Consider the following 17,843-nt stretch of genomic DNA (forward strand, 5'->3'; position numbering starts at 1 on the left):
CGACAGCCGGTGGCGAGGATCGGGACCGGACGACGCCGCACCGCAGCGCCCCGAGCGGCGCGGGAGCGGAGTCGGGACTCCGGCGACGATCGACAGGACGAGCATGACCCTCACGCACCACGACATCCCCTCGACCACCGGCCGCGGAGCGGCCCCGGTGCCGCTCCCGCTCGAGCGGTCCGGAGTCCTGCGGGCCTGGCGGCCGGAGCAGTACGGAGGAGGCCCCGCCACCGTCGCCGACATCGCCGCCCGGCTCCTCGCGCTCGGCGCCGAGGACACGGACCTCGGCTGGGTCGGCGCGGTCGCCGCCGTGACGAACCTCGCCGTCGCGGAGCTGCCCGACGAGGCGCTGCGCGAGATCTGGGCGCCCGGACGCGCGCCGCTGGTCTGCGGGACCCTCGCTCCGCAGGGGACCGGCGAGCGGATCGGCGGGGGCTTCCGCGTCCGGGCGGTCTCCTCGCCCGCGAGCGGACTGCCCTGGGCCGACTGGGTCATGGCGACGGTCCTCGACGCCGGCGCCGGTGAGCCGGTGCGCGTGCTGGTCCCCGTCGACGAGGTGCGCACCGAGGCGACCTGGGACGCGTTCGGACTGCGGGGCACGGGCGGCGACTCCGCCTTCCTCGACGACGTGACCGTGCCCCTCCGCCGCACCCGGATCCTCCGTCCGGATCCTGCCGCGGCACCGCTGACCTACTTCGCCACGCTGTTCTTCGCCGCCCCCCTGATCGGCACCGTGACCGCCGCGGCCGAGAGGGTGGCGGCGGAGGCGGCGGACGGATCGGCGCGCTGGGACCGCGGCGACGTCCGCGCCTCGGTGAGCTCCGCGATGCTGCGGGTCGCGCGGGCGAACGCCCTCTACTCCGCCGCGGTGGCAGGGCTCGGCACCCGCGCCGCGGTCGACGCGCAGTCCGCGCTGGACCGCGCCACGGCGGCCGACCTGGCCGTGCAGGCCGTCGCGGAGGCGGAGGGCGCGCTGCCGCTGCTCGTGAACGGCAGCGGCGCGGCGGCACTGCGCACCGGCCACCCGCTCGCGCGAGCACTCCAGGACGTGGGGGCCGGGGCGCGCCACACCGCGCTGTCGCCGACCAAGTCGGCGCTCGCGCACCTCGACGCCGTCTTCGGGAGCGCCCGCCGATGACCCCCGGAGCGCTCGAGGACCCCGAGGGTCCCGATCGGATCGCGCCGGAGCGGCGGGCGCTGCTCCAGCGGATGGTGCGCGTCGCCGGCGAGCGCGGCGGCCGTCTGGCGCTCGTCGGCGAGCCCGGCGTGGGCAAGACGACGATGCTCGAGGCCCTCGCCCGCCGCGTCCGCCACGACCGGGTCGTGCTGCTGATCCGCTTCGACGAGGGGGCCGTCGGTCCCTTCGCCGCGGTGAGGTCCCTCCTCCGCCTCGTGCCCGACCGCCTGCACCGCGCTCTGCCGAGCGGGTACCGCGCCGTCCTGGAGCGGCTCCTCGTCGTCGATCCCCCCGCTCTCGCCGACCGCCGCGTGCTCGAGGCCGCCCTGCGCCACCTCTGCTCCCTGCTGGCGGCGTCGCACGCGGTGGTGATCCTCGACGACGCGCACCTGGCGGACCGGGAGTCGGTCGACCTCCTGGCGCCGATGTTCCGACCGCCCCAGGAGGCGGCCGGCATCGCTCTCGTCGTCGCGCGCGAACTGGACGCCGGCGGACCGGTGACCTCGTGGAAGGTGGTCTTCACCGCGGCCCAGCTCGCGCTCCTCCCTCCCCTCGGACCGGCGGCGGTCGCCGCCGTCCTCGCCGACGCCGACATCGACGGCCTGACCCCGACCGAGGCGGCCGAGATCGCCGCGGAGAGCGGCGGCAACCCGTCCTGGGCGATCGACCTCGCGATGGCCCGCCGGACGGGGGAGCCGCGGCCGAGGGCCTCCGCGTCCCGCGCCGTCGCGTCGACGATCGAGCGGATCTCCCGGCTCCCGGAGGCCGTCCGCGAGCTCCTGGTCGCGACCGCTCTGATGCGGACGGGGAGCGTCGACGTGCTCCTCCAGGTCTCCGGTCAGCAGGAGCAGGCGCTCGCCGAGGCCGTGCGGCTCGGCGTCCTCAGCGTCACGGGCGACGGAGTGTCGGTCCGGACGCCGCTGCTGCGGACCGCGGTGACCGAGACGACGCCGGTGGGCGTCCGGCGCGCCCTGCACGCGAAGCTGGCCCAGACGGCCCTCCCCGCCGAGCAGCGGCTCGAGCACCGCGACGACGCCCTCCCGCCCGGTCCGGAACCGGAGCTGGCGGCGGAGCTGCGGACCGCGTCCGATCGGGCCCGGCGCATCGGGACGAGCTCCGACGCTCTCCGGCTGGCGCTGCGCGCGCTCGCCCGGGCGGAACCGGGTTCGACCGCGCACGTCGACACGGTGCTGCACGCGGCGCAGATCGCCGGTGGGCGGGGCGAGATCGCGCTCGTCCTGCGGCTGTCCGCGATGGTCGACCCCGCGCAGCTGACGCCGTCCCGGTTCGACCGGCTCGCCGTCGTCTCCGCGGAGGCGATCGCCCAGGACCTGGGCGTCGAGGCCCTCGACCACCGCCTCGCGAACGCGCTGAGGACCTTCGAGCCGGACGACGTGCGGTCGACCGTGATCCAGGTGCTGAGGCTCGTCTGGTCCAGCGGCGAGGCCGCGGAGGTGGGCCGGGCACTGGCCGAGCGGGCCGCCGCGCTCCCTCCGGAGCTTACGCCGTACACCCTCCTCACTGCTCTGGGCGATCTCGCCTTCCGGCACCTCGATGCGGGGCAGGGGCTCTCCTCGGAGATCCTCGCGCGGACGCGGGCTCTGGAGGCGGTGAACGGCGTGCTCGACCTGAGGTCCAGCTCCGGAGCGGTCGAGGCCACCGGCGCGTACCAGGCCGACGACCTCGGCCGCTCCCGCCCCGCCCTCACGGCGTTCGTCCGCACGGCGAAGCTCGTCGGCGAGCACCGGACCACCGTGTCCGCCCTCGCGCACGCCGCGATCGTGGAGGTGCTCGCGGGACGCATCGTGCAGGCCGGGTCGCTGCTGGCCGAGGCGGAGCAGCACGCGCGCGGCCTGGTCGACCCGCCGCTGCCGCTCACGCGCGCCCGCGGGCTCGTCGCGCTCACCCGCAACGACCGCGACACCCTGGAGGAGCTGCTCGCCGGATCGGTGAGCCCGACGTCGATGATGCGCGGCGGGCTGCTGCTCCACGGGCTCGCCGGGATCGACGCCGCGTGGTCCGAGCAGTGGGACATCGCGCGGTCGGAGCTCGAGACGGCTCTCGCGCTGGCGGACGCGAAGGGCATCGTCGAGCCCGGCAGGCGGCTCTGGATCGACGTCGAGCTCGGCCGGGCGCGGGTCCACGCCGGCGATCTGGAGGGAGCGGAGGCGCTCGCCCGGCACCTCGCCGGACTCGACGAGCCGCACCGGCGCCCGCACGCTCACGGCCAGGCGCTCCGGCTCCGGGCGCTCGTCGCGATGCGCTCGGGCGAGCCCGCCGAGGCCCTGCGCCTGGCGGACGACGCGGTCGACTTCCTGCGCCGCAGCGGATTCGCGCCCGAGCTGGCGCGGGCGCAGCTCGACCGCGCCGAGCTGCTCGTCGCCGGGGGCAGGAGCGCCCGGGCGCGCACCGTGCTGGCCGAGGTCGCCACGTCGCGCGCGCACGCCGACGACCCCCGGATCGCCGCGAGGACCCTCCAGCTGACGGAGACCGTCGACGCGGTGGACGGCCGAGCGCTGCTGACCACCGCGGAGGCCCGGGTCGCCGACGCGGCCGCCTCCGGGCTGACGAACAGGGAGATCGCCGAGCAGCTGTTCCTCGGGGTCCGCACGGTGGAGACCCACCTCGCCCACGCCTACCGGAAGATGGGGGTCCGCACGCGGACGCAGCTCGCGCTCGCCCTCAACGGCCTCGGCCAGGAGGGGGCGACCGGGCTCTGAGCGCGGTCGTCGGGGGCGCTCCCGGTGGCCCCGTCACCGCCGCATCACCCCCGAATGGCCGCGATCCGCGCCCCTTCGCGCCGAGGACGCCCTCCCCGAGGCCGCTCCTCCGGCGCTCGGCTAGCCTCGGAGGCACCCGCGAGGAAGGCCTGCATGACTCACGACGCCGTCTCGGCCGCCCCGACCCTCGAAGCCGTCGCCGCGCTGGCCGGAGTCTCCCGCGCGACGGTCAGCCGGGTCGTCAACGACTCCCCGCGCGTGAAGGACGGCGCCCGGACGGCCGTGCTCGCCGCGATCGAGCAGCTCGGCTACGTGCCCAACCGTGCCGCCCGCTCCCTCGCCAGCCGCCGCACGCAGACCGTCGCGCTCGTGGTGCCGGAGTCGGCGGCGAAGGTGTTCGCGGATCCGTTCCTCGCCTCGGTCGTGCAGGGCGCCGCGATGGCCTTCGCCGGCACCGAGTACACGCTCACCATCGTGATCGCGTCGGAGGCGGCTCCTGAGAAGACGCGGCGCTACCTGCTCGGCGGCAACGTCGACGGCGCGCTGGTCGTCTCGCACCACAGCGGCGACCACTCCTACGCGCAGCTCGGCGCCTCCCTCCCCGTGGTCTTCGGCGGGCGGCCGCTGACGGAGGAGGGCGGCAGCTACTTCGTCGACGTCGACAACACCGGAGCGGCGCGCACGGTCACCGAGCACCTGCTGAGCCTCGGCCGCACGGCCCCCGCGATGATCGCGAGCCGCCAGGACATGCCCGCCGCGATCGACCGCCTGGCCGGCTGGCGCTCGGCCGTCAGCGCCGCGGGCCTCGACGACTCGCTCGTCGAGTACGGCGACTACTCGCCCGAGGACGGCGCGACCGCGATGCGCCGCCTGCTCGACTCCGGCCGGCCGATCGACGCGGTCTTCGCCTCCAACGACCAGATGGCGGCGGGCGCCCTGACGGCGCTGCGCGAGCGCGGCCTCACGGTCCCGGGCGACATCGCACTCGCGGGATTCGACGGCGACTACTTCGCCGAGGCGAGCGAGCCGCGCCTCACCACGGTGCGCCAGCCCTCCACGGGCCTCGGCGAGGCGATGGCGGACGTGCTGGTGCGCCTCCTGGCCGGCGAGGAGGTGCAGCGCGTGACGCTGCTGCCGACCGAGCTGCTGGTGCGCGGCTCCACGGTCGCGGGCGCCTGAACCCGGGCCGAGTGCGCTGACCCGTTCGCTGAGACGCCCGGATCGGCTCCCCGTTGCGGTGTGCCGCGAGCCGATCCGGGCGACTCAGCGCGGGACGGGCTCGTCGGGGATGTCGAGCAGGTGGAAGGGACCCCGCGGGAGCGGGCCTGTGCTCCACAGCGCGACGACGGCCCAGCCGAGGTCGGCGTGGGCGACGGCGCCCTCGGGCAGGGTCCGGGTGAAGAGCGCGTAGTCGATCCCGTCGAGGGGGAGGGGGCTCACGTCCCACGCGGGCCGGTCGGCGGCCAGCTCCTGAGCCCGCGCCTCCGCCGCCACCATCGCCGCTCGCGTCCGGTCCCCGGGCAGGCCGGCGGGGATCAGCGAGAGGAGGAGCGACCCGATCGCGAGCGCGGCCGTCGCGACCGGGTCGGTGACCACTCCGTGCACCGAGCCGCGCGGGCCGAGGCGGACACCGGTCAGCCGCAGCGTGCGGACCGAGTACGAGCCGCCGTCCCGCTCGGCGCGGACCGAGAGGTCGTCGACCGGCCCGTCGTCCGTCCGCCCGCTCCCGTCGACGGACCACGGATCGGAGACGGGGACCAGCGCGCGCACGCCCTCATCCGACTCCCTGCGGCGCCGCCGGTCAAGAGGCGCAGGGCGAGGATCCGCGCTGTGGTGCTCGGATCGGCCGGCCGCTCCGGCGTGTCGTGAGCAGATCCGGGCACCTCAGTGCGGAGCCGCGGAGATGCTGAGGCCCGCAGGCGCGGCTCAGAACTCCTCGTAGTTGTAGGGCTCCGGGTCCTCGTCGATCACGGGGCGCGCGATCGTGGCGCGGTTGCTCTTGATGCGGGAGCGGATGTCCTCGACGGCGGCCTCGACGGCGCCGGTGGTCGACTCCTCGTCCTTGATGGAGACCTCGACGGGGACGGCGACGAGCTCGCTGCTCGCGTCGAGCGTCATCTTCGCCTCGATGAGCTCGCCGTCCTCGGTGAACGCCGGGACCGTGACCGCTTCGGAGTGCTCCTGGCGGTCGATCGCGGTCACCAGGTCGAGGAGGGCCTCGGTCACGGCGTCGGTCGTCACGAAGCTCTTGGAGGCGTAGGTCAGCTGCTGCATGCCTCCACTCTCCCGAACGGGAGCGCCCCTCGCGCGGGGTTGCGCCTCGTCGGCCCAGCCCGTAGCGGAGGGGCAGCACGACCGGCGCGGGCGCGAGGAGTCAACCCTCTAGGCCGCGATCCGGGCGTCCGCTTCCCTGGTGGCGGGGCCTCGGGAGGAGGCGCGGGGGTCTCGGGATCCCGGGGCCCCGGCACTCGATCGGGAGGGGACCGGATGCGGCGGAGCGGCCGGGGACTCCGCGGCGACAGGGCGTTCCAGGGCGCCTTCCTGATCGGAGTCGGCCTCATGGCGGCCGTCGACGAGATCGTCTTCCACCAGATCCTCGCCTGGCACCACTTCTACGACCGCTCCACTCCGGCGATCGGCCTTCTCTCGGACGGGCTGCTGCACGCGGCCGAGATCCTCGCGCTCGTCGGCGGCGGCTTCCTGCTCGCCGACGCCCGGCGCCGATCCGCTCTGCGTCCGCGCACGGCGTGGGCCGCGGGGCTCACGGGGGCGGGGCTGTTCCAGCTGTGGGACGGAGTCGTCGACCACAAGCTGCTCCGGGTGCACCAGGTGCGCTACGACGTCGACCTGCTGCTCTACGACTCCGTCTGGATCGCCTCTGGAGCGGTGCTGCTGGCGGCGGGCCTGCTCCTCCTGCCTCGGCGACGGCGCGCGACGGCGTGACCCCGCACGCCGACCACACCCTGCTCGACCCGGGCCTGCTGCTCCTGGTCCCGCTGGCCGCGGCGGCGGCGCTCGGAGGGGGCGCCGCGGCCCTCGAGCGGCGGCGCGGACGGCCGTGGCCGCTGCACCGGACCGCCCTGCTCCTCGGCGGGCTCGCGACCGCGGCGCTCTGCTTCACGGGTCCGCTCGCGGAGTGGTCGCACGCGGATCCGCGCGGGGCGATGCTGACGCACCTGGTCCTCGGGATGCTCGCGCCGCTCCTCCTGGTGCTCTCGGCCCCCGTCACCCTGGCCCTGCGCGCGCTCGACGTCACGGCTGCCCGGCGGCTCTCGCGGCTGCTCCGGAGTCGCCCGGCCCGTCTCCTCGCCCACCCGGTGACGGCGCTCCTGCTCTCGACGGGCTCCCTCTGGCTCGTGCACGCGACCGGACTGCTCGCCGCCGCGCACGCCGATCCGCTGCTGCACCTCGCGCTCAGCGTGCACTTCCTCCTCAGCGGCTGCCTGATGACGGCGGCGCTCGCCGGAGTCGATCCGAACCCGCACCGCGCCCCGTTCGGCCTGCGCCTGGGGGTGCTCGGAGCGGGCATCGCCGCGCACGGGCTGCTCGCGACCGTGCTCTACGCGGAGGCTCCGGACGAGACCGGACGCCAGGCGGCGCTCCTGCTGTTCTACGGAGGCGACCTGCTCGAGACGGCGCTCGCCGTGGTCGTCTGCGCCCGGCGCTTCGCGGCGACGGCGCCCCGGCAACCCCCTCCGCCGAGCGCGCCCTGCTCCCTACGCTCGGACGCATGCTCCTCATCTTCGGGACCCGAGCCGTCGAGGACCTCCTCCGGACGCTCGTCTTCGTCTGCCGCGTCTGCGGGCAGCGCGACGAGCAGCGGATCCTCCGCCGCCGGACGCGCCTCTCGCTCTTCTTCGTCCCCGTCCTGACCGTCTCGACCCGCTACCTGCTCGAGTGCTCGCACTGCGGCACCGTGTCCCCGATCAGCAAGGAGGAGGCGCAGGGCTCCGTCCGCTGGGCCGGCAACTCCGACCAGTGACCGCCCCGAGCGGGAGGCTCCGGCGGTGCGCTCAGCGCACCGGAGCCGGTACCGCCACGGGACGCGCGGCGACCGCGGCCGCGCGCCGCGTCGCCCAGTTGTTGAGCAGCAGCGCCGTCACGACGATGGCCGCGCCGAGCAGGGCGACGGGCCCCGGCCGGTAGCCGCCCGCCATGCTGATCGCGAAGGTCGTGACCGGGACGAGGTTCTGGAAGAGCGTGCCGTTGAGGGCGCCGAGCAGCTTGATGCCGGCGTTCCACAGCAGCACGGCGACGACGCCGGCCAGGAGGATCAGGTAGGCCAGCTGCGGCCAGGCCGCGAGCACCTCGGCTCCGGTCGGCGGGTGCGCGGAGCCGGTGGCCGTCGCCATGGCGACCGCGACGGCGATCGAGGGGCAGCCGAGCGCGGTGGTGAGCGTCGAGTACCGCAGCGCCGACCAGCCGGGGAACGCCGCGGCTCCGCGCGTGTAGACGACCCAGCAGATCGCGCCGAGCAGGGCGAGCAGCTCGCCGAACCCCAGCTCGCCGTCGAGGAGGAGGGCGACGTCGCCGCGGGTGACGACGAGTGCGACTCCGGCGAGCGCGAGCAGGATGCAGCCGACTGTGGCGGCCGGCGGCAGGCGACGCGCGCCGATGCTCGCGAGCACCGCGCCGATCGCGGGCATCATCCCCATCATCAGGCTGACGTTCGGGGCCGAGGTGAACCGCAGAGCCGTGAAGGCGAGCAGGCCGAAGCCGGCGAATCCGGAGGCGCCGAGCAGCGCCAGCCGCCACCCGCGGCCGTCGAGCCGGAAGGCGCGGAGCCCCTCCGCCCGGGCGAGCAGAAGGGCGAGGACAAGCGCGGCCGCCGTGTAGCGGATCAGGGTCATGTAGAAGGAGTCGACCGTCGCCGCGATGCTGTCCGCGACGGGGAGCATCCCGCCCCAGAGGATCGGCGGGATCAGGCAGAAGAGCAGACCTCGCGACCGCATGGCGCCCCTGACCCGTCGGGTGCGGCCGCCCCGGGCGGGGGCCGTCGCTCGATGGTGGACCCCGGCGGCCCGGCGCACAAGAGCGCCGCCGACCCCCGAACGGCCCGCCGTGGGGCCGAGCGGACAGGGGTGCGCCGGGTGTGGAGGAGGCTCAGGGAGGCGAGGGATCACCTACGACGAAGACGAAGAAGCCGCAAGGACCTTGTACGGCCCCTTTAGGGTGACAAATTTTGCTTGCTTCCATCATCTCCGTGCCCCTAGGTTGATCGCAGCACCCCCCGATGCTGTCCTCTGTCAGGCCCTGCTCCGATCCCCCCGTCGGACGCCGATCCTCACTCGGGTCGCGCCCACCCCGGCGACGACCTCCGTTCCGCGCGGGCGCTCATCAGCGCACATCGGCCCCCGGCCGCGGAGAGGAACAGTCATGAGCACACAGCCCGGCCACGGCGCGGACGAGCCGACGGCTCCCCGTCGCCGGGCGACCTGGGAGGCGCACGACGAGACGGCCTCGCGCCCGCTCTCGGGACGCCGTGCCGCCCGCTCCGGGCGCGAGCGGGTCTCCGCACCGCGCCGCCTCGCGTCCGCGCTGACCGCCGGAGCGGTGACGGTCCCCGCCGCCCCGACCGCGGTGCTGGAGCATCCGGCCGCCCCGTCCGCGGTGGTCGCGCGACCGGTCGTGCCGGCCGCTGTCCTGGAGCGTCGGGCTGCGCCGACCGCGCTTCCGGCCGCGACGGCCGCTGCCCTGGAGCATCCGGCCACCGCGACCGCCGCGCTGGAGCGTCCGGCCGCCCCGACCGCGCTGCTCGAGCGTCCGCCGGCCCCCGCCGCGGTCCTCGAGCGCACCGCGCTCCCCGCCGTCGACGCCGACCGACTCCCTCCGGCATCCACTCCGATCCGCGGCACGCGCCCCCGCAGCGGCCGCCGCGCCTCGTCGCGCATCGGCGACCTGGTCGCTGCCCTCCCCGCCCACAACGAGGAGGCCGGGATCGCCGCGGCGATCGAGGGCCTGCGCCGGCAGACCTGGCCGCCGGACCGGATCGTCGTCATCGCCGACAACTGCACCGACGCCACGGTCGAGATCGCTCTCGCGCACGGCGCCGAGGTCTTCGTCACCGTCGGGAACAGCCACAAGAAGGCGGGCGGACTCAACCAGTTCCTCGCCGAGGTCCTCCCGGGGCTGCAGGACGACGACCTGGTTCTCGTGCAGGACGCCGACTCCGCGCTCGACCCCGGGTTCCTCGAGATCGCCCGCGGCAGGCTGCACGGCGGCATCGGCGCGGTCGGAGGAGTGTTCCGCGGCGGCGAGGGCGGCGGCTTCGTCGGCCACCTCCAGCGCAACGAGTACGCGCGCTACGCCCGCGACGTGCGCCGCCTGAACGGGAAGTGCCTGGTCGTCACGGGCACCGCGGCCGTGCTCCAGGTCGCCGTGATGCGCCGCATCAGCGCGGCCCGCCTGGCCGGCTCCCTCCCCTCCGGAGACGGCATCGGCGGCATCTACGACACCACGGTCCTCACCGAGGACAACGAGCTCACGTTCGCGATCCGCCACCTCGGCTACGACGTGCTGAGCCCCGCCGGCTGCACCCTCGTCACCGAGGTCATGCCGACCTGGGGAGACCTGTGGCGTCAGCGCCTGCGCTGGAAGCGCGGAGCGGTCGAGAACTGCGTGCAGTACGGCTTCACGCGGGTCACGGCTCCCTACTGGGGGCGCCAGCTGCTCACGATGCTCGGCTGCATCATCACGTACGTCTACCTGGCCACGATCGTCTACGCGGTCGGCTGGGGCGAGCTGAGCCTCCAGCCGTTCTGGCTGGCCGTCACCGCGATCTTCGTCGTCGAGCGGATCGTGACGGTCCGCGACCGCGGCTGGCGGTACATGCTCGCCGCCGCGTCGATGTACGAGCTCGTCGTCGACCTGTTCCTGCAGGTCGTCCACACCAAGGCCTACCTGGATGCGCTGACACGCCGTCGGCGCGACTGGTGAAACAGAGAGAGAGACATGTACAACCACATCGGAACAGCCGCCGGAGCCGGAGTCGGTGCCGGAACGCTCGCCATGACCGGGTTCGACTCGGTCTGGCTCGCCCTCGCGGCCTTCGCCCTCATCGCTGCGGGGACCGCCGTCCTGCGCATCGCTCCTCGCCGCAAGCGCGAGGTCTGAGACACGGTGGCGAGCGGGGGACAGCCCGCGCCCGTCACCGTCCCACGACCGCCGTCGCCGCGGAGGTCCGGCTCGCGGTGGTGTACCCGGTCTTCGTCCCGGTGACGGTCAGCGTGATCCGCTTCCCCGCCTGAGCCTTCGTGAGCGTGAACCGCGGCGACGTCGCTCCCGCGATGGCCGCGCCGTCCGCCTTCCACCGGTAGGTGAGGTTGACGGGGGTCGGCGTCCACGGACCCGGGGCTGCCGTGAGCACCGCTCCGACCCGGGCCGTGCCCGTGACGGTCGGCGTCGCGGTGCCGAGGGTGCCGGCGGCGACCGGTGCGGTCGGCTGCGAGGTCGTCGGGCCGGAGCCGTCGGCGGCGCTCACCGTCACGGTCACCCGCTTGCCGACCGCGGAGGAGGGGACCACGAGATCCGGACCCGTCACTCCCGCGATGTCGACGCCTCCCGCCGCCCAGCGGTGCACGAGCGGTCCCGTCCGGCCGGCGGAGGAGGACAGGGTCGCGCCCACCGCGGCGGTCCCGACGACGACCGGAGCCGGCGCCGCGTCGGACCGGTAGACCGCGACGTGGTCGACGAGCATCGTCCCGCCGGAGCTCTTCGGAGCGGCCGCGCTGTCGCACCCGCACACCCCGTTCGGCAGCCCGCCCCCGATGGCGAGGTTCAGGATCAGCAGCACGTCGTTCGGGACCGCGGCCTGCCACGCGGCCGTCCCCACCTCCGACTCCCGCACCACGTGCCGGGTGACGCCGTCGACGAGGAACTCCACGCGCTCGTCGCCGGGCACGGTCCGGTCGAGCAGGGCGGAGTAGCGGTGGAACCCCGTCCCGCAGGACGCGCAGTCCAGCATCCCGCTCGTCCGGCCGGCGGGCTCGTCGCAGGGGCCGCCGTCCGGCACTCCGCAGTGCAGAGTCTGGATCACCTGGGCGGTGCCGTTGACGGCCTCGAGCATGTCGAACTCGCCGGTCGCCGGCCAGTCGATGACGGCGTTCGCGTCCCGCCCGAGAGCCCAGAAGGCGGGCCAGTAGCCGGTGGCCTGCGCGACGTCCGGCAGCTGGATCGAGGCGGTCATCAGCAGTCGGCCGCCCGCCGGCGCCGAGAACGACTTGTCGGCGGTGACGATCCGCCCGGACGTCCATGCTCCGGCGGAGTCGCGGAGGGCGCGGATGCCCAGAGCGCCGCCGCCCGTGAGGAAGACGTTCGCCGTCGACGCGGTCGTCCGGTCGACCGCCCCGGTGCCCCAGGTGCCGACCTCGTGCTCCCACTGACTCCCGACCGGCGCGCCCGCCGGCCCGGTGAAGTCGTCGCGCAGGAGCGTGGTCCAGCCCGGGGCGTCGGCGGGCGCCGCCGTGACGGCCTGGCCGGCGGACGAGGCGGTCGGAGTCGCGGACGCCGGTGCGAGGGCGGCGACCGCCTGCGGGGGTGTCGCCGCCAGCACTCCGAGGCACAGGGCCGCGAGAGCGAGGGCGAGTCGCGGCCGGTCGAGGAGTCGTGAAGGCATGGCGAGTCCTCTGCGTCGAAGGGGCGCACAGCTGCGCGCGCCTCGACGCTAGTGAGGAGTACTCGCTCTCCCTCCACCCTCCAGGCGGGGTGATCCCCGGCACGAAAGCTCACGACCGGGCTCGGCGGGGCCGGGTCCAGGGTGCTGGCCGAGGGGCGGCCGCCGTCGCCTCCGATCGCCCGTTCGAAGGAGAACACCATGCACCGTCGTCTCACGGCCACGCTCGCCGCGATCGCTCTCGCCCTCGGAGGGGCCGTCGCCGTCGCGACCCCCGCCTCCGCCGGGCAGCTCGTCTACCAGAACGGCGGCCCGGGCAACTGCTACGAGGTCCGCTCGCAGCGCGACTCCCTGGGTCGCGCGCAGGTAACGGTGTGGTGGCACTGCGACCAGGCGAGCAACGTCAAGGTCATCTGGAAGAACGGTCCGGACAGCGGCTGCAACAAGATCAGCGTCATCAACCGCAAGTTCAGCGACAGCTCGGGCGTCGCGTCCCGGTTCGACCGCCTCGTCTCCTGCTGACCCGGGCTGCCCCTGATCCCTTCCGCGGGATACCGCTCCGGTACGGGGCACGCCGTACGCGGCGTACCCGAGCGGGCTCTCGCGGGAGGGAGGCGGCGGCTGCGCTCAGTGCTCGGCGCGCCCCGAGTCCTCGATGAGGCGCACCTTCACGTTCACGGCGAGCGGCCCCGAGACCGACGGGTCGGCGGCGAGCAGCGCGTGCATCCGCTCGCCCACCAGGCGGAGCGTCTCGGGGGCCGGCAGTGCGGCGGACGCGGCGATGTGCGCGCTCACCGTGGTGAACCCCTCCGACCGGTCGATGTCGACCAGCACGTCGGGCTGCCGCAGGTCCAGCTTCACGGCGAGCGCGTCGGCCGCGGCCTCGACGATCGGCTGGGCGGGGTAGACCCCCGCGACGCCCTCGATGTCGCGGATCTCGGCGGTCAGCCGCTGCGAGAGCTCGGTGTCGTCGGTCATTCCCGCTCCTCCCGGTGGGGGTACACGTCGTCGACGGTCACGTCGATCGCGCCGACGGTCAGCTCGGTGTGGCGCTCCAGGGCGTAGCGGATGCGCTCGCGCAGGCGGTCGGCGGCCACGGCGACCGGCAGGCCGAACTCGAGGGCGCAGGTCACGTCGATCCGGACCACGGCGCCGGGAGCCGAGACGTCGCCGTCGAGGGTGCAGCGGCCCATGATGACGCCGCCCATCGTGTCGCCGGCGCGGCGGATCATCCCGCGCACGGCCGCCTCCGTGAGCGCCAGGCGGAGGGTCGGGTCGGGGTGGCGGACGGGGATGTCGCGGCCGGAGCGCACCTCGGAGCGGATCGCGTCGAGCAGGCCTGCGATCCAGACCTCGTCGCGGTCGGGCTCGCGGTCGGCCTCCTGGCGCAGCGCCCGCGCCGAGAGCTCGGTGAGGCGGGTGAGGTTCGCGAGAGCGAGCCGGCACGCGGCGGAGTTCTCGATCGAGGGGTCGCGCGGCTCGCGGCCGCGGTCGAGGTACTCGCCCAGCTCCTCGAGCGTGTGGCCGTCGAGGTCGTCCTCGGGCACGGCGGCGTCGTCGGTCATCGCCATGCCTCCAATTCGTGGAGCAGGAATCGACGAGCCCGGGCGAGGAGGCCGCGGACCGTCGAGACGGGGAGTTCGAGAGCGCCGGCGATCTCCTGGTAGCTGTAGCCGGCGGTCTCGCGGAGTAGCCAACAGCGTCGCTGATCAGCAGGCAATCGGTCCAGCGCTTCCCAGACCGCGTCCAGCTGGAGTCGCGCCTCGACGATGCGCTCGGGGGAGTGCTCGGGCGGCGCGGGCGGATCCCAGTCGTCGATGTCGTCGTGGCGGCGGCGGACGCGGATCCGGTCGATCGCCTTGTGGGTGACGATGCGCATCAGCCAGTTGCGGATGTGCGCCGGGCTGTCGAGATCGGCCAGACGCCGCCAGCCGGTGAGGAACGCCTCCTGCACCACGTCCTCGGACTCCGCCTCGGAGCCGAGGAGCTTCGCGGCGTAGACGCGCATGAGGGCGCCGTGGCGGCGGGCGAGCTGCTCGAACGCCTGCACGTCGCCGTCGACGGCGCGCGCGGCGAGGGTCGCGTCGGACGCGTTCAGGAGGGGGTCGTCGTCGATGAGCGCCTCCTCCGCGGTCCCGCGCGCGGTGTCCCCGCGCGCCGGTGCCCTCAGTGTGGGGCGCCGTCCGGCATGACTACCAGCCTTGACAACGGGCCGCCGAATCCGCTGGCCGGATTGCGAGTGCCGCCGATGGGGGACGTCTCGAGATGGGATTCGTGACATTCCGGCTCCTCGACACGTCTTGATTCCGTACCCCTCGTGCGTCCCCCCGAGCGCACGGACCCCGAACCCGGAAGAAGTCCCCCATGCACTGCTCCCTCCGCCGCCGCCCCGGGCGGACGTCATGAGCGAGTCGACCTTCACCCTCGGCAGCCCGTTCGCGGGCGACGAGCGGGCCGACCGGCGCTACGAAGCCTCCGGCGACGATCCGTCCGCCGCGTCCGCCGTCTACTCCGAGGCGTACGGCGGAGGCGAGTTCCGCGTCGCTCCGTCGCAGCGCGGCTTCTCCTACCGCTACGCCGTCCGCGGCAGCGACCGGGTGACCCTGCGCACCTCCGACTGCTCCGGCGCCCTCACCGGCCAGGTCCCCCACCTGAAGGAGTACGTCGTCGGCTGGTTCCGCGCCGGCGGCGGACGCCTGAACCTGCCGCCGTTCACCCGGACCGGCGCGCTGTCGGCCCCGTTCCTGTTCCCCGCGGAGCGCCAGTTCGGGCTCGAGTTCGAGCCGCACCGGCAGAACCTCATCCACTTCGCCCCCGGGTTCCTCGAGGACGTCGCGACCGAGACGCACGCCGGCCCCCGCCAGCCCGTCTCCTTCGACCACGCGGCGGACGCCGACCCCGGCGTCCTCGCCCGCTGGCGCGCCGCGGTGACGGAGGCGAGCGCCGCGCTCGCGACGGCCGCGATCACTCCGCTCGTGCGCTTCACCGCCGAGCTCGACCTCGCCCGCGTGCTGCTCCTGCTGTTCCCGTGGCGCGCGTGGGACGTGCCGGCCGTGCTGCGGCGCCCGTCCGCGTCCCGCACCCGGGTCGCGCTCGACTTCCTCCAGCACCACGCCCACGAGCCGATCACCCCGGCCGACGCCGCCCGCGCGGCCGGACTGCACACCCGCACGCTGCAGCAGGCGACGAAGCGGCACCTCGGAGTGTCGCCGTCGGTCTACCTGCGCGACGTGCGGCTGGACCGCGCCCACTCCGACCTGGTCGCCGGCGACCCCTGCTCGACCACCGTCGCCGCGGTCGCCCGCGAGTGGGGCTTCGGCAACCTCGGCCGCTTCGCGAGCGCGTACCAGGTGCGCTTCGACGAGAAGCCGAGCCACACGCTGCGCCGCTGACGCTCAGCCCCTGCGAGCCCGAGGGCCCGGACCGTCTCAGGACGGTGCCGGGCCTTCGTCGTCTCCGGGTGCGTCCCGAGGGGCCGTCTCGGAAACCGGTTCCACGGCTAGCCGCTCGCACCGGCCACTCAGCCCGATTCCCGGGCAAGCAAGGCGGCCCTTCGCACTCGAACAGGACGCAGGCAGGACCGCAACATCGAACGTTTTGAGCGGCGCCGGCTGACAGCCTTGCTACCGATGTCAGACCGCTCGTTGAGACTGGTACTTCGGATGCGAGGTTCGGGTCTGGAAGCTACGCCAATCGACCGGCTGAGGGGAAGAGAAGATGTCGTTCGTACAGCACTGGAGCCGGCTGGGATCAGCGAAGACGGTGACGGTCACGCCGGGAACGCAAATGCCCGAACGAGGAGTTCGTGAACTCCGCGGGCTCGCAAAACCAGACGCTATCGATTTTGAGGTCGACGACCTCGTCTTCGACGGCGACATCTTGGAGTGGGACGACCGAGGCAGTCGCCAGACCGCTCAGGTCACCAGCGTCGAAGTCTTCGATGCGCCCACGGCCTCAGCATTCATGAAGCACATCTCGGCGAAGTACTCAAAGCACTCCCTGGGTTTCCCGCGCCAGCAAGGTGGCAACGCGAGTGGCGGTCACATGATCATCGTCAATGGCAACAACGTGACCGTGGCGGTCGAGGGGAGCTCGATCACGCAGCAGCTGCCGGTCAGCGCAGGGTTCGAGAAGCTCGCGGATGCTGTGGGTCGCGCGATCGCGATCATCGAGGAAACCGCCGGGGTGGACCCCGACGAAGTGGAGGCAGCTCGTGACTCCGCGACAGTCGTCGTAACGGAGGCGTCGAAGCCCGCGCCCGACGTGTCGGTCATCAAGCGCGCCCTGCCAACGATCAAAGGCGTGCTGACCTCCGCCGCCAACGCTGGCGCAGGCGCCCTTGCGTCTGGCCTGATCGGCCAGCTGGTGCTCGCCGGGTAGCAGGAGCTCGGCTTCCGATGAGGGGGCAGCGGGTGTGGTGTCAGCAAACTGACAAAATCTAGATTATCGGATGTTCGTGAAGCTGCCGACGACGCCCACGTCGTCGGTCAGATCTTCGACTCGAGCTGAGTCGCTCCTACCGGTAGAGCGTCCGGTCGACGGATGCCTCGTAGCACGACCGGTTGAGGTTCGTGTTCCAGATCCTTCTCGGCTGGGTCGGCTTCAAGCTGCCCCCGCTCACCGAGTCTTCTTCACGCCATCGACTGTTGAACCACGAGACCGTCTCGATACGGGCGTATCTGGCCGGCTCGAGACCGCGAAAGTCGTACACCTCATCGAGAGCCGGGACGAGGTCGGTGTCTCGGGAAGCCAGCACAACGAGATCCACGTCCTCGCGCGACGCCTCTCGCACACAGGCGAGTGCGCACAGCACGTCGATGCCCTTCTCCTTGGGTCGACCAAGGGGGATCTTCTTGCCATTGATGTCGAGGACAGGTTTCCTGTCCGCCCCGAGCTGGTACGAGTACTTGAGATCGCGAAGTTGGACATCCACTCCGTCAGCCCGCCACTGCGTGGCCTGGTCCTGGGCGCGACGGTGCTGCTCCCAGTCGTGGTCGATGTGATGAAGACCTCGGAACGCAACAACGCGCGTCACGTCAGCGTGCTCGAACCCATCCCGCTGCTTCGCGTTCCGCTCCTGAACTGCTCGCTTGGCGAACTGCATCGGATGAATCAGGGAGTCATGTCGGTCGCCGCGGGGGTTGAAGACGTCGAACGCCGTCAGATGAACGTTCTGGTAGTCAACGATGACGGACGTGCGGAACAACGGGCCTCCCCCGAGGTAAAAAAATCCCCGCCAATCCGGAGACGGCGGGGAGCAATGTGTCTATTTTGGGTCGGTAGTTGTCGGATGTCAACTCAGCTTCGCCTGGCGCTGAGGCTTGGCCGAGCAACC

At 73.6% G+C, this 17,843-nt stretch carries 18 protein-coding genes; 10 read left to right on the plus strand and 8 right to left on the minus strand.

Translation table 11 applies throughout. The annotated features are described in order from the left end of the window. Nucleotides 1-103: 103 nt before the first annotated feature. From GTU71_RS13095 to GTU71_RS13105, 3 genes are all read left to right on the plus strand, one after another. Complete coding sequence (locus GTU71_RS13095) at nucleotides 104-1,138, plus strand: hypothetical protein (RefSeq protein WP_104282850.1); 1,035 nt, start codon at nucleotides 104-106, stop codon at nucleotides 1,136-1,138. Further along, complete coding sequence (locus GTU71_RS13100; RefSeq protein WP_159940421.1) at nucleotides 1,135-3,897, plus strand: LuxR family transcriptional regulator; 2,763 nt, start codon at nucleotides 1,135-1,137, stop codon at nucleotides 3,895-3,897. Before GTU71_RS13095 ends, GTU71_RS13100 begins: the two co-directional genes overlap by 4 nt. 153 nt (nucleotides 3,898-4,050) lie before the next feature. After that, a complete protein-coding gene (locus tag GTU71_RS13105; RefSeq protein ID WP_159940423.1) occupies nucleotides 4,051-5,076 on the plus strand; it encodes a LacI family DNA-binding transcriptional regulator in 1,026 nt (341 codons plus the stop codon). Nucleotides 5,077-5,160: 84 nt separating this feature from the next. On the opposite strand, the gene GTU71_RS13110 is transcribed toward GTU71_RS13105, so the two are convergent. Both GTU71_RS13110 and GTU71_RS13115 read right to left on the minus strand, forming a co-directional pair. Next, nucleotides 5,161-5,667 carry a hypothetical protein gene (locus tag GTU71_RS13110; protein ID WP_159940425.1) on the minus strand — a complete coding sequence of 169 codons (507 nt, stop codon included), beginning with the start codon at nucleotides 5,665-5,667 and terminating at the stop codon, nucleotides 5,161-5,163. 156 nt (nucleotides 5,668-5,823) lie between these two features. Beyond that, complete coding sequence (locus GTU71_RS13115; RefSeq protein WP_104223965.1) at nucleotides 5,824-6,171, minus strand: hypothetical protein; 348 nt, start codon at nucleotides 6,169-6,171, stop codon at nucleotides 5,824-5,826. Between the two features lie 213 nt (nucleotides 6,172-6,384). Between GTU71_RS13115 and GTU71_RS13120 the strand changes: the two genes are divergently transcribed. Both GTU71_RS13120 and GTU71_RS13125 read left to right on the plus strand, forming a co-directional pair. Next, a complete protein-coding gene (locus GTU71_RS13120; protein WP_159940427.1) occupies nucleotides 6,385-6,840 on the plus strand; it encodes a DUF2243 domain-containing protein in 456 nt (151 codons plus the stop codon). Beyond that, a complete protein-coding gene (locus tag GTU71_RS13125; RefSeq protein WP_159940429.1) occupies nucleotides 6,837-7,769 on the plus strand; it encodes a cytochrome c oxidase assembly protein in 933 nt (310 codons plus the stop codon). Before GTU71_RS13120 ends, GTU71_RS13125 begins: the two co-directional genes overlap by 4 nt. A gap of 141 nt (nucleotides 7,770-7,910) precedes the next feature. Here the strand turns inward: GTU71_RS13125 and GTU71_RS13135 are convergent, their stop codons facing one another. Further along, a complete protein-coding gene (locus tag GTU71_RS13135; RefSeq protein ID WP_159940431.1) occupies nucleotides 7,911-8,849 on the minus strand; it encodes a DMT family transporter in 939 nt (312 codons plus the stop codon). Between the two features lie 424 nt (nucleotides 8,850-9,273). Between GTU71_RS13135 and GTU71_RS13140 the strand changes: the two genes are divergently transcribed. Both GTU71_RS13140 and GTU71_RS16230 read left to right on the plus strand, forming a co-directional pair. After that, nucleotides 9,274-10,833: a glycosyltransferase family 2 protein gene (locus tag GTU71_RS13140; protein ID WP_159940433.1), complete on the plus strand. Its 1,560-nt coding sequence runs from the start codon at nucleotides 9,274-9,276 to the stop codon at nucleotides 10,831-10,833. Nucleotides 10,834-10,848: 15 nt separating this feature from the next. After that, nucleotides 10,849-11,010 carry a hypothetical protein gene (locus tag GTU71_RS16230; RefSeq protein ID WP_167305255.1) on the plus strand — a complete coding sequence of 54 codons (162 nt, stop codon included), beginning with the start codon at nucleotides 10,849-10,851 and terminating at the stop codon, nucleotides 11,008-11,010. 34 nt (nucleotides 11,011-11,044) lie between these two features. Here the strand turns inward: GTU71_RS16230 and GTU71_RS13145 are convergent, their stop codons facing one another. Continuing rightward, nucleotides 11,045-12,511, minus strand: a complete 1,467-nt coding sequence (locus GTU71_RS13145; protein WP_159940435.1) for a family 16 glycosylhydrolase — start codon at nucleotides 12,509-12,511, stop codon at nucleotides 11,045-11,047. Between the two features lie 198 nt (nucleotides 12,512-12,709). Between GTU71_RS13145 and GTU71_RS13150 the strand changes: the two genes are divergently transcribed. Continuing rightward, a complete protein-coding gene (locus GTU71_RS13150) occupies nucleotides 12,710-13,030 on the plus strand; it encodes a hypothetical protein (protein WP_159940437.1) in 321 nt (106 codons plus the stop codon). Between the two features lie 105 nt (nucleotides 13,031-13,135). On the opposite strand, the gene GTU71_RS13155 is transcribed toward GTU71_RS13150, so the two are convergent. From GTU71_RS13155 to GTU71_RS13165, 3 genes are read right to left on the minus strand one after another with little or no spacing between them, the layout of a single operon-like run. Next, nucleotides 13,136-13,486 (minus strand): hypothetical protein, encoded by a 351-nt coding sequence (locus GTU71_RS13155; protein WP_104223972.1) that lies wholly within the window; start codon nucleotides 13,484-13,486, stop codon nucleotides 13,136-13,138. After that, a complete protein-coding gene (locus tag GTU71_RS13160; RefSeq protein WP_146076902.1) occupies nucleotides 13,483-14,073 on the minus strand; it encodes an Asp23/Gls24 family envelope stress response protein in 591 nt (196 codons plus the stop codon). The genes GTU71_RS13155 and GTU71_RS13160 overlap by 4 nt, the downstream gene beginning before the upstream one ends. Continuing rightward, nucleotides 14,070-14,789: an RNA polymerase sigma factor gene (locus GTU71_RS13165; protein WP_159940439.1), complete on the minus strand. Its 720-nt coding sequence runs from the start codon at nucleotides 14,787-14,789 to the stop codon at nucleotides 14,070-14,072. Before GTU71_RS13165 ends, GTU71_RS13160 begins: the two co-directional genes overlap by 4 nt. A gap of 121 nt (nucleotides 14,790-14,910) precedes the next feature. Between GTU71_RS13165 and GTU71_RS13170 the strand changes: the two genes are divergently transcribed. After that, a complete protein-coding gene (locus GTU71_RS13170) occupies nucleotides 14,911-15,900 on the plus strand; it encodes a helix-turn-helix transcriptional regulator (RefSeq protein WP_104223975.1) in 990 nt (329 codons plus the stop codon). 325 nt (nucleotides 15,901-16,225) lie between these two features. Continuing rightward, nucleotides 16,226-16,888 (plus strand): hypothetical protein, encoded by a 663-nt coding sequence (locus GTU71_RS13175; RefSeq protein WP_159940441.1) that lies wholly within the window; start codon nucleotides 16,226-16,228, stop codon nucleotides 16,886-16,888. 136 nt (nucleotides 16,889-17,024) lie between these two features. Here GTU71_RS13175 and GTU71_RS13180 read toward each other — a convergent pair whose 3' ends face one another. Next, a complete protein-coding gene (locus tag GTU71_RS13180) occupies nucleotides 17,025-17,714 on the minus strand; it encodes an NYN domain-containing protein (RefSeq protein ID WP_159940443.1) in 690 nt (229 codons plus the stop codon). Between the last annotated feature and the right edge of the window lie 129 nt (nucleotides 17,715-17,843).

Source organism: Rathayibacter sp. VKM Ac-2762 (assembly GCF_009866585.1).
Taxonomy (GTDB): Bacteria; Actinomycetota; Actinomycetes; order Actinomycetales; family Microbacteriaceae; genus Rathayibacter.

What these genes read in the sequence shown, in the direction of transcription:
- GTU71_RS13095 (WP_104282850.1), top strand. Translation starts at nt 104, where the DNA reads ATGACCCTCACGCACCACGACATCCCCTCGACCACCGGCCGCGGAGCG.
- GTU71_RS13100 (WP_159940421.1), top strand. Translation starts at nt 1,135, where the DNA reads ATGACCCCCGGAGCGCTCGAGGACCCCGAGGGTCCCGATCGGATCGCG.
- GTU71_RS13105 (WP_159940423.1), top strand. Translation starts at nt 4,051, where the DNA reads ATGACTCACGACGCCGTCTCGGCCGCCCCGACCCTCGAAGCCGTCGCC.
- GTU71_RS13115 (WP_104223965.1), bottom strand. Translation starts at nt 6,171, where the DNA reads ATGCAGCAGCTGACCTACGCCTCCAAGAGCTTCGTGACGACCGACGCC.
- GTU71_RS13120 (WP_159940427.1), top strand. Translation starts at nt 6,385, where the DNA reads ATGCGGCGGAGCGGCCGGGGACTCCGCGGCGACAGGGCGTTCCAGGGC.
- GTU71_RS13135 (WP_159940431.1), bottom strand. Translation starts at nt 8,849, where the DNA reads ATGCGGTCGCGAGGTCTGCTCTTCTGCCTGATCCCGCCGATCCTCTGG.
- GTU71_RS13140 (WP_159940433.1), top strand. Translation starts at nt 9,274, where the DNA reads ATGAGCACACAGCCCGGCCACGGCGCGGACGAGCCGACGGCTCCCCGT.
- GTU71_RS16230 (WP_167305255.1), top strand. Translation starts at nt 10,849, where the DNA reads ATGTACAACCACATCGGAACAGCCGCCGGAGCCGGAGTCGGTGCCGGA.
- GTU71_RS13145 (WP_159940435.1), bottom strand. Translation starts at nt 12,511, where the DNA reads ATGCCTTCACGACTCCTCGACCGGCCGCGACTCGCCCTCGCTCTCGCG.
- GTU71_RS13150 (WP_159940437.1), top strand. Translation starts at nt 12,710, where the DNA reads ATGCACCGTCGTCTCACGGCCACGCTCGCCGCGATCGCTCTCGCCCTC.
- GTU71_RS13155 (WP_104223972.1), bottom strand. Translation starts at nt 13,486, where the DNA reads ATGACCGACGACACCGAGCTCTCGCAGCGGCTGACCGCCGAGATCCGC.
- GTU71_RS13160 (WP_146076902.1), bottom strand. Translation starts at nt 14,073, where the DNA reads ATGACCGACGACGCCGCCGTGCCCGAGGACGACCTCGACGGCCACACG.
- GTU71_RS13165 (WP_159940439.1), bottom strand. Translation starts at nt 14,789, where the DNA reads ATGTCACGAATCCCATCTCGAGACGTCCCCCATCGGCGGCACTCGCAA.
- GTU71_RS13170 (WP_104223975.1), top strand. Translation starts at nt 14,911, where the DNA reads ATGAGCGAGTCGACCTTCACCCTCGGCAGCCCGTTCGCGGGCGACGAG.
- GTU71_RS13175 (WP_159940441.1), top strand. Translation starts at nt 16,226, where the DNA reads ATGTCGTTCGTACAGCACTGGAGCCGGCTGGGATCAGCGAAGACGGTG.